Origin of the sequence: Erwinia persicina, from assembly GCF_014838825.1 — a bacterium.
GTDB lineage: Bacteria > Pseudomonadota > Gammaproteobacteria > Enterobacterales > Enterobacteriaceae > Erwinia > Erwinia persicina_A.
This window is the reverse complement of sequence record NZ_JACYMO010000002.1, coordinates 25,252-42,092: the sequence shown is the minus strand read 5'-3', so window position 1 is coordinate 42,092 and position 16,841 is coordinate 25,252. Positions and strand designations below refer to the sequence as shown.

At 56.6% G+C, this 16,841-nt stretch carries 17 protein-coding genes; 15 read left to right on the top strand and 2 right to left on the bottom strand.

Features of this window, described 5'->3' with window-relative positions; translation table 11 throughout:
* The first annotated feature begins 58 nt into the window (after positions 1-58).
* From fabF to ptsG, 7 genes are all read left to right on the top strand, one after another.
* Positions 59-1,300, top strand: coding sequence for a beta-ketoacyl-ACP synthase II (gene fabF / locus IFU29_RS06235; protein WP_191933176.1), 1,242 nt, complete (start codon positions 59-61; stop codon positions 1,298-1,300).
* 129 nt (positions 1,301-1,429) lie between these two features.
* Positions 1,430-2,230 (top strand): aminodeoxychorismate lyase, encoded by an 801-nt coding sequence (gene pabC / locus IFU29_RS06230; protein ID WP_191933175.1) that lies wholly within the window; start codon positions 1,430-1,432, stop codon positions 2,228-2,230.
* Between the two features lie 12 nt (positions 2,231-2,242).
* Positions 2,243-3,268: a cell division protein YceG gene (gene yceG, locus IFU29_RS06225; RefSeq protein ID WP_191933174.1), complete on the top strand. Its 1,026-nt coding sequence runs from the start codon at positions 2,243-2,245 to the stop codon at positions 3,266-3,268.
* Complete coding sequence (gene tmk, locus IFU29_RS06220) at positions 3,258-3,890, top strand: dTMP kinase (protein WP_191933173.1); 633 nt, start codon at positions 3,258-3,260, stop codon at positions 3,888-3,890. Before yceG ends, tmk begins: the two co-directional genes overlap by 11 nt.
* Positions 3,887-4,885 (top strand): DNA polymerase III subunit delta', encoded by a 999-nt coding sequence (gene holB, locus IFU29_RS06215; protein WP_191933172.1) that lies wholly within the window; start codon positions 3,887-3,889, stop codon positions 4,883-4,885. Before tmk ends, holB begins: the two co-directional genes overlap by 4 nt.
* Before the next feature lie 10 nt (positions 4,886-4,895).
* A complete protein-coding gene (locus tag IFU29_RS06210; protein ID WP_191933171.1) occupies positions 4,896-5,687 on the top strand; it encodes a metal-dependent hydrolase in 792 nt (263 codons plus the stop codon).
* A 304-nt stretch (positions 5,688-5,991) separates the two neighbouring features.
* A complete protein-coding gene (gene ptsG, locus IFU29_RS06205) occupies positions 5,992-7,425 on the top strand; it encodes a PTS glucose transporter subunit IIBC (protein WP_191933170.1) in 1,434 nt (477 codons plus the stop codon).
* Between the two features lie 57 nt (positions 7,426-7,482).
* Here the strand turns inward: ptsG and bglB are convergent, their stop codons facing one another.
* Both bglB and IFU29_RS06195 read right to left on the bottom strand, forming a co-directional pair.
* Positions 7,483-8,622, bottom strand: coding sequence for a beta-galactosidase BglB (gene bglB, locus IFU29_RS06200; protein ID WP_191933169.1), 1,140 nt, complete (start codon positions 8,620-8,622; stop codon positions 7,483-7,485).
* Positions 8,603-10,213 carry an MFS transporter gene (locus IFU29_RS06195; RefSeq protein ID WP_191933168.1) on the bottom strand — a complete coding sequence of 537 codons (1,611 nt, stop codon included), beginning with the start codon at positions 10,211-10,213 and terminating at the stop codon, positions 8,603-8,605. Before IFU29_RS06195 ends, bglB begins: the two co-directional genes overlap by 20 nt.
* Positions 10,214-10,584: 371 nt before the next feature.
* On the opposite strand from IFU29_RS06195, the gene hinT reads away from it, so the two are divergent.
* The 8 genes from hinT (at position 10,585) to IFU29_RS06155 (ending at position 16,780) form a co-directional block, all read left to right on the top strand.
* A complete protein-coding gene (gene hinT / locus IFU29_RS06190) occupies positions 10,585-10,935 on the top strand; it encodes a purine nucleoside phosphoramidase (protein ID WP_191933167.1) in 351 nt (116 codons plus the stop codon).
* Between the two features lie 24 nt (positions 10,936-10,959).
* Positions 10,960-11,328 (top strand): YcfL family protein, encoded by a 369-nt coding sequence (locus IFU29_RS06185; RefSeq protein ID WP_191933166.1) that lies wholly within the window; start codon positions 10,960-10,962, stop codon positions 11,326-11,328.
* 23 nt (positions 11,329-11,351) lie between these two features.
* Positions 11,352-11,936, top strand: coding sequence for a penicillin-binding protein activator LpoB (lpoB, locus tag IFU29_RS06180; protein ID WP_191933642.1), 585 nt, complete (start codon positions 11,352-11,354; stop codon positions 11,934-11,936).
* Entirely contained in the window at positions 11,920-12,771 is an 852-nt protein-coding gene (gene thiK / locus IFU29_RS06175) for a thiamine kinase (protein WP_191933641.1), read from the top strand. Before lpoB ends, thiK begins: the two co-directional genes overlap by 17 nt.
* A gap of 3 nt (positions 12,772-12,774) precedes the next feature.
* A complete protein-coding gene (gene nagZ, locus IFU29_RS06170) occupies positions 12,775-13,806 on the top strand; it encodes a beta-N-acetylhexosaminidase (protein WP_191933165.1) in 1,032 nt (343 codons plus the stop codon).
* A gap of 39 nt (positions 13,807-13,845) precedes the next feature.
* Complete coding sequence (gene ycfP / locus IFU29_RS06165) at positions 13,846-14,388, top strand: alpha/beta hydrolase YcfP (protein ID WP_191933640.1); 543 nt, start codon at positions 13,846-13,848, stop codon at positions 14,386-14,388.
* Positions 14,389-14,633: 245 nt separating this feature from the next.
* On the top strand, positions 14,634-15,938 hold the full coding sequence (locus tag IFU29_RS06160) for an NAD(P)/FAD-dependent oxidoreductase (RefSeq protein ID WP_191933164.1): 1,305 nt from the start codon (positions 14,634-14,636) through the stop codon (positions 15,936-15,938).
* A gap of 302 nt (positions 15,939-16,240) precedes the next feature.
* Entirely contained in the window at positions 16,241-16,780 is a 540-nt protein-coding gene (locus IFU29_RS06155; protein ID WP_062743712.1) for a glycine zipper 2TM domain-containing protein, read from the top strand.
* Positions 16,781-16,841 lie beyond the last annotated feature (61 nt).

Below are 16,841 nucleotides of genomic sequence, written 5' to 3'. Positions count from 1 at the left end.
CTGAGTTTTTTCTGAACGTCCCACACAGTGTCAACTTTTCCCTCCCTGGAGGACGAACGTGTCTAAGCGTCGTGTAGTTGTGACTGGTCTTGGCATGTTGTCTCCTGTCGGCAATACCGTAGAGTCCACCTGGAATGCTCTTGTTGCCGGTCAGAGTGGCATCAGCCTCATCGACCATTTTGATACTAGTGCCTACGCAACGCGTTTTGCTGGCTTAGTAAAAGATTTTGATTGTGATGAATTCATCTCGCGCAAAGATCAGCGCAAGATGGACGCGTTCATCCAATATGGGATTGTCGCTGGCATTCAGGCCATGCAGGATTCCGGCCTGGAAATCACCGAAGAGAACGCTGACCGTATTGGGGCCGCTATTGGCTCCGGCATTGGCGGTCTTGGACTGATCGAAGAAAACCACACCTCACTGGTGAACGGTGGCCCACGTAAAATCAGCCCGTTCTTTGTTCCGTCGACCATTGTTAACATGATTGCAGGTCACCTGACGATCATGTTTGGCATGAAAGGCCCAAGTATCTCCATCGCCACTGCCTGTACTTCTGGCGTGCATAACATTGGTCATGCTGCGCGTATCATTGCGTATAACGATGCCGATGTCATGCTGGCCGGTGGTGCTGAAAAAGCCAGTACCCCGCTGGGTGTGGGTGGCTTTGGTGCGGCACGTGCGCTTTCAACCCGCAACGACAACCCGGCGGCGGCAAGCCGTCCCTGGGACAAAGATCGTGACGGCTTTGTACTGGGTGACGGTGCAGGCCTGGTGGTGCTGGAAGAGTATGAGCATGCGAAAAAACGCGGTGCAAAAATCTACGCGGAAATCGTTGGTTTTGGCATGAGCAGCGATGCTTATCACATGACTTCGCCGCCGGAAAACGGTGCAGGCGCGGCCCTGGCGATGGTGAACGCGCTGAAAGATGCGCAACTCTCTCCGGAGCTAATCGGCTATATCAACGCACACGGCACCTCAACGCCGGCCGGTGATAAAGCGGAGACCCAGGCCGTGAAATCGGTCTTTGGTGCCAGCGCTAACAGCGTGATGGTCAGCTCGACGAAATCCATGACCGGTCACCTGTTAGGGGCGGCGGGCGCGATAGAGTCGATCTTCTCCATTCTTGCTCTGCGTGACCAGGTGGTCCCTCCGACCATAAACCTGGATAACCCGGACGAAGGCTGTGACCTGGATTTCGTTCCGCATACGGCACGTCAGACCAAAGGTCTGGAGTACACGCTGTGTAACTCCTTCGGCTTCGGCGGCACCAACGGGTCGCTGATTTTCCGTAAGATCTGAGTTTGCTCGACCGACTGAAAGGCCCGCACCGTGCGGGCCTTTTTTTTATGGTGAGTTGGATGAGACAATCAGATGATTCTGGCGGGATTGGCAGGTAGTCTTGGCAGAGGACGATAACGGAGAGCGATCATGGTTTGGGTCAACGGTGAACGGCGGGACAGTATTGCAGCCCGCGACCGCGCAGTGCAGTTTGGTGATGGTTGTTTCACAACGGCCCGTATCCATCAGGGCAAGATCCAGCGGACTGAAGCCCATCTTTCGCGTTTACAGCAGGGCTGTGAACGACTGAAGATCGGCGATGTAGACTGGCAGCGGCTGGAAAGTGAAATGATCGGCGCGGCGGCCACCCGGGATGATGGTGTGCTGAAAGTGATCCTGACGCGCGGCAGCGGAGGGCGCGGCTACAGCACGGCGGGATGCTGCCAGCCCACGCGGGTGATTTCTCTTGCTGATTACCCGGCACACTATCATGTGCTGCGCGAGCGCGGCGTCAGGCTGGCGCTCAGCAGCGTCAGGTTGGGTAAAAACCCGCACCTTGCCGGTATCAAACATCTTAATCGCCTTGAACAGGTCTTGATCCGTACAGAGCTTGAGCAGACTACCGCCGATGAGGCACTGGTGCTTGACAGTGACGCCATGCTGGTGGAATGCTGTGCGGCTAATTTATTCTGGCGTACGGGAAATCAGGTGTTTACCCCCGATCTCAGTGCATCCGGGGTGAACGGTATTCAGCGTCAGCGGGTTATGCAGCAGGTCGTTCAACTGGGCTTTACGTTGAAAGAAGTGCGCGTAAAAATAGACGTGCTGGCCGCTGCAGAAGAAGTGCTGATCACCAATGCCCTGATGCCCGTCCTGCCAGTTTACCAGGCTGAGGAGTGGTGTTACTCCTCCCGGCAGCTGTTTAATCTGCTCAACCACCCTTTTGAATGACGCGGGATCGTTATGACTACACTCCGAAAGATTATTGTGGTGCTACTGGCCGTCGTGCTGCTGGCGGTGGCTTATGGCTACTGGCAGACGCGCCAGTTTGCCGATTCCCGGTTAACTGTGGACAGGGAAACGATATTCACCCTGCCGGCGGGATCAGGCCGCGTGGTGCTGGAAGCTCAGCTTGAGTCGAAGCATATAGTGCAACCGGGCCCGTGGTTTGGCGTACTGCTGAAACTGGAGCCCGATCTGGCAAAATTTAAAGCCGGGACCTACCGCTTTACTCCGGAGATGACCGTTCGCGAAATGCTGGCCCTGCTGGCGAGTGGAAAGGAGGCGCAATTCCCACTGCGCTTCGTGGAGGGGACGCGGATGCAGGAGTGGCTGAGCCAGCTGCGTAAGGCGCCCTATATTAAACACACCCTGCCAGATGACAAACTGGCCAGCGTGGCATCAGCGCTAAAGCTGGAAGGGGAACAGGCGGAGGTCGAAGGCTGGTTCTACCCTGATACCTATCTCTACACGGCGAACACCACCGACGTCGCGCTGCTGAAACGCGCCCACGACCGCATGGTCAGTCTGGTGGACAGCGAGTGGCAGGGAAAAATGGATAACCTGCCGTATAAAAGTAAAAATGATATGCTGACTATGGCCTCGATCATTGAAAAAGAGACGGCTGTCAGCGCCGAACGCACCCGTGTTGCCTCGGTCTTTATCAACCGGCTGCGCCTTGGAATGCGTCTGCAAACCGATCCGACCGTTATCTATGGCATGGGTGAAAGCTACAAGGGCACCCTGACGCGTAAAGATCTGGAAACGCCGACGCCGTATAATACCTATACCATCAACGGACTGCCGCCGGGTCCAATCGCCATGCCGGGTAAAGCCTCGCTGGCTGCCGCTGCACATCCCGATAAGACCAACTTCCTCTATTTTGTGGCCGATGGGAAAGGGGGACATACCTTTACCACTAATCTGGCCAGCCATAATAAAGCCGTGCAGGTCTATCGCCTGGCGATGAAGGAAAAAAATGAACAGTAAATTTATCGTTATTGAAGGTCTGGAAGGCGCAGGGAAAACCACCGCCCGTGATGCGGTAGTCAGCGAACTTCAGCGCCATGGCATTAACGACATTGTTTTCACCCGCGAACCCGGCGGTACTCCGCTCGCGGAAAAACTGCGTGAGCTGATCAAGCAGGGGATCAGTGATGAACCGGTTACCGATCGCGCCGAACTGCTGATGCTGTATGCCGCACGCGTTCAACTGGTGGAAAACGTCATCAAACCCGCACTGGCGCGGGGTGCCTGGGTGGTGGGTGACCGCCACGATCTCTCTTCGCAGGCCTATCAGGGCGGCGGGCGGCAGATGGATACCGGGCTGATGAACAGCCTGAAGCAGGCGGTGCTGGGCGATTTCGCCCCGGATTTGACGCTGTATCTGGATGTGACGCCGGAGATTGGCCTGCAGCGCGCGAGGGCGCGCGGGGCACTCGATCGTATTGAACAGGAGTCCCTGAATTTCTTTACCCGCACCCGCGATCGCTATCTGCAACTCGCCGCGGCCGACCCCCGCATTAAAACGGTGGATGCCACGCAGCCGCTGGCCCAGGTGACAGCCTCACTGCAGCAGACGCTTGGCCAGTGGTTACAGGAACAGCAATGAACTGGTATCCGTGGCTGAATCACAGCTACCGACAGATCCTCAGTCAGCATCAACAGCAGCGTGGCCATCATGCACTGCTGATACAGGCCCTTGCGGGAATGGGCGATGACGCGCTGGTCTGGGGGATCAGCCGCTGGCTGATGTGCAGGCGTCCGGAGGGGCTGAAAAGCTGCGGGGAATGCCATGCCTGCCAGCTGATGCTGGCTGGAACGCACCCTGACTGGTATCGCCTGGAGGCGGAAAAGGGCAAGAGTTCTCTCGGGGTTGATGCTATTCGTGGCGTGACCGAGAAGCTGTATCATCACGCCCAGCAGGGTGGGGCAAAGGTGGTCTGGCTGCCGGATGCCGGGCAACTGACGGAGGCTGCAGCCAATGCCCTTCTGAAGACCCTGGAGGAGCCGCCGAAGAATACCTGGTTTTTACTCAGCAGCCGTGAGCCCTCCCGGCTGCTGCCCACGCTGCGCAGCCGCTGTCTGCTGTGGCATCTGGCACCGCCGGATGAAGCGCAGAGCCTGCAATGGTTACAGAAACAGTGCCCTGCCGGGGTGAACGAACGGGCTGCCGCGCTGCGTCTGTCGGCGGGTGCGCCGGCGGCAGCGCTAACGCTGCTGGAAGAAAAAACCTGGCATCAGCGCGATCTGCTTTGTCAGGCGCTGCCTGCTGCCCTGCAGGGCGATATGCTGAGTCTGCTCCCGGTGCTGCACCACGATAATGTCGCGCAGCGCATAGGCTGGCTCTGTTCATTACTGGTGGATGCGGTGAAATGGCAACAGGGCGGTGCCTCCTTTATCACCAATGTTGATCGCCAGAGTGAAGTGATGCATATCGCCGGGATGCTTCCCGCCAGTGCGCTCGATGCCAGCCTGCGGCAATGGATGATTTGCCGTGACCGTCTGTTAACGGTTGTCGCCGTTAACCGCGAACTGTTACTGACTGAACAGCTGTTGAGCTGGGAAATAATGATTAAACCGGCTTCAGCCGCTTCACCGCTTTAGAGAGTACATTATGTTTTTAGTTGATTCACACTGCCATCTTGATGGCCTGAACTACGAAACCCTGCATCAGGACGTGTCCGATGTGCTGGCAAAAGCGGCCGCGCGTGATGTGAAATTTATGCTGGCGGTAGCCACAACCCTGCCGGGCTACAAGGCAATGGTTGAGCTGATCGGTGAGCGTGACCGTGTGGCCTACTCCTGCGGCGTGCATCCTCTGAATCAGGAAGAGGCGTACGACTTTGCGGAGCTGCGCGAGCTGGCTGCTCACCCGCGCGTTGTCGCGATGGGGGAGACCGGGTTGGATTATTTCTATCAGAAGGAGACGATGGCCCGCCAGCAGGCGTCATTCCGTGAACATATTCGCGTGGGCCGCGATCTGAACAAACCGGTGATCGTGCATACCCGCGATGCCCGTGAGGACACGCTGGCCATTCTGCAAGAAGAGAAAGCAGAAGAGTGCGGCGGCGTACTGCACTGTTTTACGGAAGACCGTCAGACAGCGGAAAAGCTGCTGGATATGGGATTCTATATTTCGTTCTCCGGAATTGCCACGTTCCGTAATGCAGAGCAGATCCGTGAAGCGGCGCGCTATGTCCCGCTCGATCGCATGCTGGTGGAAACCGACTCGCCGTATCTGGCCCCGGTACCGCATCGTGGTAAAGAAAATCAGCCTGCTTATACCCGCGACGTGGCGGAATATATGGCGGTGGTCAAAGGGGTGAGCATTGAGCAGATGGCGCAGGTGACGACGGAAAACTTTTCCCGCCTGTTCCACGTACCGATGTCACGTCTGACGGACTGACTCACCGCGCAGGATTTCTTTTAGAGCTCGTAATTAATAGCTAAAAGTCGTAAAGTGCAGCGCCATGAAAACGGGTTCTGCCTTTTTTTTGAGCAAAAAAGGGGCCATTCAGAGCCGCTTTTTCTCAGGAAATGGTGCGCGTTCAACGAAACGTGATAGCCATCAAACAAATTTGAACGGATTTATTTTACTCTTCGTAATAAATACCGAGGGCATATAAATTGCCCCACCCGTAAGAGGAACCTCCCCCTCTTGCAACGCGCACAGCGCGAAGAAAAGCACTCATACTCAGGAGCTTTAGACTATGTTCAAAAATGCATTTGCGAACCTGCAAAAGGTCGGTAAATCGCTGATGTTGCCCGTATCGGTCCTGCCGATCGCGGGGATCCTGCTGGGCGTTGGTTCTGCCAACTTCGACTGGCTGCCAGCGGTCGTTTCACATGTGATGGCGGAAGCCGGTGGGTCGGTGTTCGCCAACATGCCGCTGATCTTCGCGATCGGTGTGGCTCTGGGCTTTACCAATAACGACGGTGTGTCGGCGTTGGCCGCCGTGGTAGCTTACGGCATCATGGTAAAAACCATGGCAGTCGTGGCACCGCTGGTATTACATCTGCCAGCCGAAGAAATTGCGGCGAAGCACCTGGCTGACACCGGGGTTCTGGGCGGCATTATTGCCGGTTCCATCGCAGCCTATATGTTTAACCGCTTCTACCGTATCAAGCTGCCCGAGTATCTGGGCTTCTTCGCCGGGAAACGTTTTGTCCCCATCATTTCAGGCTTCACCGCCATTTTCCTCGGTGTGGCACTCTCCTTTGTCTGGCCGCCGATTGGTACCGCGATTCAGGAGTTCTCACAGTGGGCGGCCTATCAGAACCCGGTAGTCGCTTTTGGTATCTACGGGGTGGTTGAGCGTTCGCTGGTGCCATTCGGCCTGCACCATATCTGGAACGTTCCTTTCCAGATGCAGATTGGTGAGTTCACCAATGCGGCGGGTCAGGTATTCCACGGTGATATCCCACGCTATATGGCGGGTGACCCGACGGCAGGTAAACTGTCTGGCGGCTTCCTGTTCAAAATGTACGGTCTGCCAGCCGCAGCCATTGCTATCTGGCATTCAGCAAAACCTGAAAACCGTGCCAAAGTTGGCGGGATCATGATCTCCGCAGCGTTGACGTCATTCCTGACCGGTATCACCGAACCCATTGAATTCTCGTTCATGTTTGTGGCACCGATCCTGTATGCGATTCACGCGATTCTGGCAGGCCTGGCGTTCCCTATCTGTATCCTGTTAGGGATGCGCGACGGTACCAGCTTCTCGCATGGTCTGATCGACTTTATCGTCCTGAGCGGTAACAGCAGCAAAATCTGGCTGTTCCCGATTGTAGGGATCATTTACGGTCTGGTTTACTACACCATCTTCCGCGTGCTGATTGCTAAACTGGATCTGAAAACCCCGGGCCGTGAAGACGCGACCAGCGAGCAGACGACCGGTAATGCCAGTGAAATGGCGGCTAATCTGGTGGCCGCGTTCGGTGGTAAAGAAAACATCACTAACCTGGATGCCTGTATCACTCGTCTGCGCGTCAGCGTGGCGGATGTGAGCAAAGTTGACCAGGCGGGACTGAAGAAACTGGGTGCGGCAGGCGTTGTCGTGGCAGGTTCTGGCGTTCAGGCTATTTTCGGCACCAAGTCCGATAACCTGAAAACCGATATGGATGACTACATGCGTAATGCGTAATGCATGACGAATGAGCATCACGAAGGAGGGGCGCGCAGGCGCCCCTTTTTTTATGCCTCAGAGATAGACCCGCAGATACTCTGTCAGGCACAGCAGCGCCATCGCCTGGCCATAGGGCATCGAGGTCAGCGGTATCTGGCGGTAGTATTCCAGGTCGCTGCCCATGGCGGTGCCGAAAGAAACCTGGGTTAATTCCCCGTCCTCATTGATATGTGCCATCACGCCCTTCAGCGCTTTTTCTGCTACCGGATAATAGTCCCGGGAGAGGTAGCGCTTGCGAACGGCTTTCAGGATGCCGTAGGCGAAGCCAGCCGTGGCCGAGGCTTCAAGGTAGGCGTCGCGGTCGTCCAGCAGCGTGTGCCACAGCCCGCTTTCATGCTGACACGCCGCCAGCGCTTTCACCTGGCTTTCCAGCACCTGTAACAGATAACGGCGGGTGGCGTGCTGCTCCGGCCAGTTCATCAGCTCAATAAAATCCGGAATGGCAATGGTCAGCCAGCTGTTACCGCGCGCCCAGCGCGCATTGGCGAAGTTATGATGACCATCAAACGTCCAGCCGTGGAACCACAGTCCGGTCTGACGATCCATCAGATACTGGGTATGCAGCAGGAACTGGTAAGTGGCTTCTTCGACAAATTCCGGCCGGTTGAGCAACTGACCGATTTTGGCCAGCGGCATCACGCTCATCATCAGCGTGTCGTCCCACATCTGCTGGTGGTTTTCACTGTTATAAACCAGATGCTGAATGCCATTGTGCTCGGTACGCGGCATCTCATACATCACCCACTCTGCCCAGCGCTCCAGCACCGGGCGCAGTGTCGGGTCGCCGGTTTCTTCATAGCGACAGGCCAGCGTCAGAAACGGACAGACCGTATTCACATTTTTCGTCGGCGTTCCCTCCTGCAGTCGCGTGCGGAACCAGTCATCAATGCGCTGTAACGTTAGCCTGTCGCCGGTCTGCTGATAATAGTGGTACATCCCGTACAGCCCGATGCCGTGCGTCCACTCCCAGCCCGCCCAGCCTTTGGTATCAATCACCCGGCCATCATCCAGGCGCAGCAGAAACTCACCGCTTTCATCGGTAATGCCGACCAGATTGTCGCTGAGGCGGGTAATTAACTGCTGTAGCGCGGCGCGTGGCAGCAGAAAGTCGGGCTGGCGTAGCAGCGCACTGTGCTTAACCGGATAAACTGTCATCTTGGTGCTCCTGAGGTCGGATAGCGGGGAAAACGGCGCGTGTCTCGGTGAGCGCAGCCGCCTGAGGTTTATGACGATTGAGGTAACCAATATTGTTGTTACCCCAGAGATTTTCGTAAGGCATGCCCGTCAGCGTTTCCACGACGGAACGTGCCTGCGGTGTCAGCTGCTGCGGCACCGTGCCATCGGCCTCGCGCATCCTGATGGTCTCTTCCCGCAGGATCTGATGAGTGGTGAGGTTGAGCTTAAAGCGCAGGGAGATGATAAAGCCAAACGTCAGCATCGCCAGGGTCCCGAGGCTGAGGATCCACACAATGGTATGGCCGACCTGCGGCAACTGCTCTGCGCGGCCAGAAACAAAGCCGGAGAGTTGCAGAACGATCCCCACGAGCATCACCGCACCAGCCTGAGAGGCTTTGCGCGTCAGCGTCATGATCCCGGCAAAGATCCCTTCGCGGCGCTGGCCGGTGATCGCTTCATCAACATCCGCAATGTAGGTATAAATATTCCAGGGGACATAGTTAATACCGCCACGTCCCAGGCCAGCGACCGCTGAGATCAGCACCAGCAGCGCCAGATTGTTGCTCATCCCTGCATACCACAGCAGGCAGTAAGAGAGGGCGCTGGCGGCAAACAGTACCACCACCAGACGATAGGCCGGGGCGGGCCCGATGCGGATGCACAGTGGGATCATGCCAATCACCGCAATAAACTGCAGCACGGCCATGGTCCCCATCAGATTCGAGGCCAGCTGGGCACTCTGCATCAGCACAAAGACCACATACCAGGTAAAGACTGCGTTAAAGACGTCCTGAGCAATATAGCCGCCGAGGTACATGCCGAGATGCTGGCGGAAAATACGGATGCGCAGGGTGGAGGCCAGTTCAACGTAGAGGCGTTTCAGGCTCTGGCCTAACGTCAGCTGTTTTCGCTCGGCCTCAGCGCGCTTCGACTCTTCCGACAGGGCATCGGCCGGACGTTCCCAGGTAAAGAACCACACCAGGGTCAGGACAATGGCACACAGAGTCGAAAATACCAGGCTGGAATAGAAGAACGATACCGCATTGTCCTTACCAAAAATGCCCAGCAGAATGCCCGGCAGAAAGGCGGCAAGAATGGCCGAAAGCTGGGCAAGGGCAATGCGGGCACCGGAGAAGCGGGTTTTCTGCTTAAAATCGTCGGTCATTTCCGGGACCAGCGTTTCGTACGGCACCAGCACCATGGTATAGACGATGTCGAACGCCAGATAGGTCAGCAGATACCACAGGTAGCTCATATCGCCGACCCACATCAGGCTGTAGCTAAACACAGCGGGGATACCCAGTAGGATAAAGAACTTACGGCGGCCAAAGCGCTTACCCAGCCGCGTGCTGCCAAAGTTGTCGGTAAGAAACCCCATCAGCGGGCTGATAATGGCATCCAGCACCCGGGCAAGGGCAAAGATAAAGGTTGCTTCAATCGGCGTCAGGCCGCAGAAGGTGGTGTAGAAATAGAGCAGCCAGGCGGCAGTCAGCGCGGTGGTACCGGCGCCAAGAAAATCACCGGAGCCGTAGGCAAGATAATTTGCCAGTCCGATCTTACGGGTACGCATCAGGAAACTCCTTGTGCTGTGGGGTGGAATGAACCACATGTTCCGGACAACTCAGGCGGATGCTGAAAAAATAGAGCGTTAGTCGTGGCTGAACCTTGTCATTTTTGCCGCAGCGGAGCATCCGGTGGCAAAATTCCCGCTATCAGGATGCCCGATATCTAAATTTATAAAACAGCGTTTCGTTTTTATAGGTTTTAGGGTTCATTTTTAGGTGTGGCGCACATAAATGCGCCGCCGGGAGGCAGGCCGGCAGAAAAAATGGCGTAAACGCGCGCGGTCGGAGAAAGAAAAGTCAGTTGCAGGTTGAAAGAAAACGATTTTCTCGCTCATACTGCGTTAACTTGAATAGCAAGATCATAAGGACAGATAGCATGGCTGAAGAAACGATTTTCAGTAAAATCATTCGCCGTGAAATCCCGGCCAATATCGTCTATCAGGATGAGCTGGTCACTGCGTTTCGCGATATCGCCCCTCAGGCACCCACGCACATCCTCATCGTGCCCAACCTGCTAATTGCGACAGCAAACGATGCGGTGGCCGGTCACGAGGCGGCGCTGGGGCGGATGATCACCGTGGCGGCGAAAATCGCCAAAGAGGAAGGGATCGCCGAAGACGGCTACCGCCTGATCATGAACTGTAATAAACATGGCGGTCAGGAGGTTTATCACATCCACCTGCATCTCGTCGGTGGCCGACCTTTAGGCCCTATGCTGGCATCGTAATGCCAATGACAGAGAAATGACGCTATGCGGGCAAGCTTAACGGCTTTAACGTTGCTGACAGCCTTAGCGGGCTGCAGCAGCGATCGGACGACGATCAATACGTCGCAGTCACTGATCATGGAGTCTTCGGTCCTGTCCGCCGGGATCACCACCGATGAACCGACCATTCGGGAAACAGAAGGGCAGCAGCGCGCGTCAGCGGTGTTATTTAATCAGCAGGAAAAACCGGTCCAGGTCTCCTACCGTTTCTACTGGTATGATGAAAAGGGTCTGGAGATTATACCGTTTGAACGACCGCGAACCCTGACGGTACCTGCCCACGGTAAAGCCGAAATTTCATCACAAACCGGTAATCTGACGGCAAGCAAAGTTCGTCTCTATCTGTATCTGTAAGGAGTTATCGCGTGAACAGCAATATGATTAAACTTTCAGGCGTGCTGATGCTGGCGCTGTTTCTTACCGGCTGTCTGACCCGGCAGCCGGAGCCGCAGCAGCCCGCGCCAGTTGAGCCGGTTCAGCCGCCGATCACCGTGCCGGAGCAGCCTCAGCCTGAACCAGGGCAGACGGTGCCGCAGCCGCCAAAAATGCAGACGCTGAACTGGCCTGCCAGCGTGTCACCGCTGGTGGCGCAGATGCTGAAAGCTGAAGGTATTACGCCGGGTAGCGTGCTGCTGGTGGACAACGTAAAAAACAGCACCAACGGCAGCCTGCAAAGTGCGAAGGCCACGGCCGCGCTGCAGGGCGCACTGCAGGGAAACAGTCAGTTTACCCTGGTGACGCCGCAGCAGATGGCGGTAGCAAAGCAAACCCTGGGCCTGTCGGCGGAAGACAGCCTGGTTTCGCGCAGTAAAGCTATCGGTCTGGCCCGCTACGTCGGCGCTCAGTATGTGCTTTACAGCAATGCGAAAGGGGATGTGAAATCACCGACGCTGCAAATGCAGCTGATGCTGGTGCAGACCGGTGAAATTATCTGGTCGGGCAGCGGTGCAGTCCTGCACTGATCGGGCCCTTGAACGGCTGATCACGCAACATTTTCCGGCGGCGCAAGCCGCCGCTTCTTTTTCTCCTCTGGCCGGCTTGAGCGGCTACAGCGTCCGGGTCTCGCTGGGGGAGGTGCAGCTGCTGGCACGACAGGCGGCAGGGGCGCTCACGATGCCTGGCGTTAACCGCCAGCGTGAGTATCGTCTGCTGCGACGGCTGGCCCCCGGTGGGCTGGTGCCACGCGTTTACGGATGCAACAGGCACTGGCTGCTGCTGGCCTGGCAGCCCGGAAAGGTGCTGTCCGCCGGTGAGTGGGACCGCTGGCAGGATCGCGTGGTGGATGAGGTGGCGCGTCTTCATTGTCAGCCATTGACGGGCTATCCGCTGCGGCTGCTACCGCTGCTTGAGGACTACTGGCAGCGCAGCGTCCCCGCCCGGCGGCAGATCCACTGGCTGCGGGCGCTGAAACGCTGTCAGCGCGAGGGCGAACCGAAGGCGTTGCGCACCGGCGTGCTGCATATGGATATTCACAGCGGTAACCTGATTGCCGAAGGCGATCGGCTGCGGCTGATTGACTGGGAGTATGCCGGGGACGGGGATACCGCGCTGGAGCTGGCGGCGATCGCGATGGGTAACGGATTGAATGCGTTACAACAGCAGCGCCTGATCGCCCGTTACGCCAGCCGCCAGCACTGGGATGAGGATACGCTACGGCGTCAGGTTAACCGCTGGCAGCCGTGGCTGGCACTGCTGGCGACCAGCTGGTACGAACTGCGCTGGCAGCAGAGTGGTGAACAACATTTTCAGACGCTGGCAGCCGCAGGCTGGCAGCGCATATCATCAGGTAAGAGGTGAAGTGTGGGACCGGTAATGTTAGACGTGCAGGGCTACGAGCTGGATGCGGAAGAGCGTGAAATTTTACAACATCCGCTGGTGGGCGGGCTGATCCTGTTCAGCCGTAACTACCACGATCCGGCGCAGCTGCGGGAGCTGGTACGGCAAATCCGTGCGGCGTCACGCCACCGTCTGGTGGTGGCCGTGGATCAGGAAGGGGGGCGCGTACAGCGCTTCCGCGACGGCTTTACCCGTCTGCCCGCCATGCAGGCGTTTGCGGCGCTGCATCAGGGCGCAGAGGCTGAATCTCTGGCGCAGCAGGCAGGCTGGCTGATGGCGTCTGAGATGATTGCGATGGATATCGATATCAGCTTCGCCCCGGTGCTGGACATTGGGCACGGCAGCGCGGCCATTGGTGAACGTTCGTTCCATGAAGATCCGGCTATTGCTGTGCAAATGGCACGCAGCTTTATTCGCGGTATGCACGAGGCGGGGATGAAAACCACCGGGAAGCACTTCCCCGGGCATGGTGCAGTCAGTGCCGATTCTCATAAGGAAACGCCCCGCGATACGCGCAGCGAAGCGGAGATCCGCCGGCATGATATGCCGATCTTTCAGCAGCTGATTGCCGAACAGGCACTGGATGCCATTATGCCTGCCCATGTTATCTATACTGAGGTGGATCCGCGTCCGGCCAGCGGTTCATCACACTGGCTGAAAACGGTGCTGCGTCAGGAGCTGGGGTTTGACGGCGTCATTTTCTCTGACGATTTGTCGATGGAGGGGGCAGCGATCATGGGCAGCTATGCTGAGCGCGGTCAGGCTGCGCTGGATGCCGGCTGTGACATGATCCTGGTCTGTAATAATCGTCAGGGGGCGGTGAGCGTGCTGGATAACCTGTCGCCGATCAATGCTGAAAGAGTGACGCAGCTTTACCATCAGGGTTCGTTTACCCGTCAGCAACTGCGGGACTCGTCGCGCTGGAAAGAGACCAGTGCCACACTGAGCCAGCTGCAGGAACGCTGGCTGGACCACAAAGCGGCGTCGGGCCTCTGATCGAAGGCGGCCCGCGGCGCAACAACGGTGAGGATGAGCATGATTATTTATCTGCACGGTTTTGATTCAAACAGCCCGGGCAACCATGAGAAAGTCCTGCAGCTGCAGTTTATCGATCCGGATGTCCGGTTGCTGAGTTACAGCACCCGGCATCCGAAGCACGATATGCAGCACCTGCTGAAGGAAGCTTACAAGATGTTACAGCAGAGCGATGACGAGCGGCCGCTGATCTGCGGCGTGGGTCTCGGGGGCTACTGGGCTGAACGAATCGGCTTTCTCTGTGATGTCCGGCAGGTGATGTTTAATCCCAACCTGTGGCCGCAGGAAGTGATGCAGGGCAGGATCGATCGCCCGGAAGAGTATGCCGATATCGCCACCAAATGCGTGGGTAACTTTCGCGAGAAAAATCGTGACCGCTGCCTGACTTTTCTCTCCCGCCATGATGACGTCCTGGATAATCAGCGCAGTGCCGCCGGGTTACAGCCCTTTTATGAACTGGTCTGGGATGAAGTGGAAGGGCATAAGTTCAGCAACATCTCTCACCACCTTCCCCGTATTAAAGCTTTTAAATCGTTAGGTTAAACAGTCTCTTCCTCTGTAATTAAGCTGCATCACGCCCGCTAAAAGGCGGGCGGGTGGCAAGGTCTTTATTCGTAATATTCTTAGTTTTGCCAATAAAATTGACCAAGATCAATTTTCTTATAACAGATGAATTCCCTCGTGCTATTCTGACCCCAGCTCGCGAATTAATATCGCCAACCCTATGTTAATTAAGGTTATTTATTTAACTTTTAATTAACGATTGGTTCACTTTTAGAGAGGGTCGTTTGACAACACCTATGAAAAAAATTGTTATCATTGGCGGGGGGGCCGGGGGGCTTGAACTGGCTACCCAGCTGGGACATAAACTTGGCCGTAAGAAAAAAGCCCACATCACTCTGGTGGATCGTAATCACAGCCACCTGTGGAAACCGTTGTTACATGAAGTGGCCACCGGCTCACTCGATGAAGGCATCGATGGCCTGAGTTACCTGGCCCATGCACACAAGCATGGCTTCAGCTTCCAGCTGGGGACGCTGACCGATCTCGACCGCGAAAATAACCGTCTGCAACTGGCCGAAATTCGCGATGCGCAGGGTGAATTGCTGGTGCCACAGCGTGAACTGGCCTATGACACGCTGGTCATGGCGCTGGGGAGCACTTCTAACGACTTCGGTACCCCCGGGGTGAAAGAGAACTGCATCTTCCTGGATAACCCGCATCAGGCACGCCGCTTCCATAACGAGATGCTGAACCTGTTCCTGAAGTTTTCTGCCAGCGAGGAACCGCAGGCTAAGGTCAATATTGCCATTGTCGGCGGGGGAGCTACCGGCGTGGAGCTGTCCGCCGAGCTGCATAACGCGGTGAAGCAGCTGCACAGCTATGGTTATAAAGGGCTCGACAGCCAGGCGCTGAACGTCACGCTGGTGGAAGCCGGAGAGCGCATTCTCCCGGTCCTGCCGCCGCGTATCTCCAGCGCGGCCCACAGTGAGCTGACCAAGCTTGGCGTACGCGTCCTGACCCAGACAATGGTCACCAGCGCGGATAAAAATGGCCTGAACACCAAATCGGGTGAGTTTATTGATGCTGATCTGATGGTCTGGGCGGCGGGGATAAAAGCCCCTGACTTTATGAAAGATCTGGGCGGTCTGGAAACCAACCGTATTAACCAGCTGGTGGTGGAGCCGACGCTGCAGACCACCCGAGACCCGAATATTTACGCCATCGGTGACTGCGCCTCCTGTGCGCTGCCGTCGGGTGGTTTCGTGCCGCCGCGAGCCCAGTCTGCGCATCAGATGGCCTCCCGCGTGCTGGCCAATATTCTGGCTGAGATGAAAGGGCAACCGCAGAAACCTTACGTTTATAAAGATCACGGGTCTCTGGTGTCGCTGTCTCGTTTCAGTACCGTTGGTAGCCTGATGGGCAACCTGATGCGGGGCTCAATGATGGTAGAAGGGCGCATCGCGCGCGTCGTCTATATTTCGCTGTATCGTATGCATCAGGTGGCGCTGCACGGCTACTTCAAGACCGGGCTGATGATGCTGGTGGGCAGTATCAACCGCGTCATCCGACCTCGTCTGAAACTACACTGACAGGGGGCTGCCCCCGGATCCGTGCAGGTACACGCGGCTTATCCTCCCCGGTCTTTATCGGGCGGTGATAAGCTGCGCTTCTGACCCGACAGTAAAACTCCCTCGTTAAGAAGACTCTTAAAAGCTTTCTCTTATCATGCTGGATCTAATTTTCGTCCAGTATTCTTATTGTCACAATCTCCGGCTCACCGCAGAATTACGCTTAATTACCACGGTGCGTCGCGCACGCCGGGAATGCCATATCTGCGACAGGATGTCGCAACAGGCAAGAATGCGCGGTAACAATGTCAGGAGGTTTTCCTGTGAATAAATCAATGTTAGCGGGTATTGGAATTGGTGTTGCTGCGGCATTAGGCGTGGCAACGGTCGCCAGTATGAATGTGTTCGATCGCAGCCCGCAGTATGCGCAGGTGCTTTCAGCCACCCCGATTAAAGAAACCCTGAAGAACCCGCGTCAGGAGTGCCGAAACGTGACGCTGACTCATCGTCGTGCCGTACAGGACGAAAACCGTATTGCGGGTTCCGTGCTGGGCGCGGTAGCCGGTGGGGTGCTGGGACACCAGTTTGGCGGCGGTCGCGGCCGCGACGTCGCAACGGTAGCGGGTGCGCTGGCCGGTGGCTACGGCGGTAACCAGGTGCAGGGCGCCATGCAGGATCGTGACACCTACACCACGACCGAGCAGCGTTGTAAAACTGTCTATGACAAACAGGAAAAAATGCTGGGCTATGACGTCACCTACAAGATTGGCGACCAGCAGGGAAAAATCCGAATGGAGAATGACCCCGGCACACGTATTCCGCTGGATAATAACGGCCAGCTGGTGCTGAATGATAAAGCCTGATAACGCGGCATAATGAATGTGAAAAAGGGACCGGCTGGTCCCTTTTTTTATGGCCCGCAGA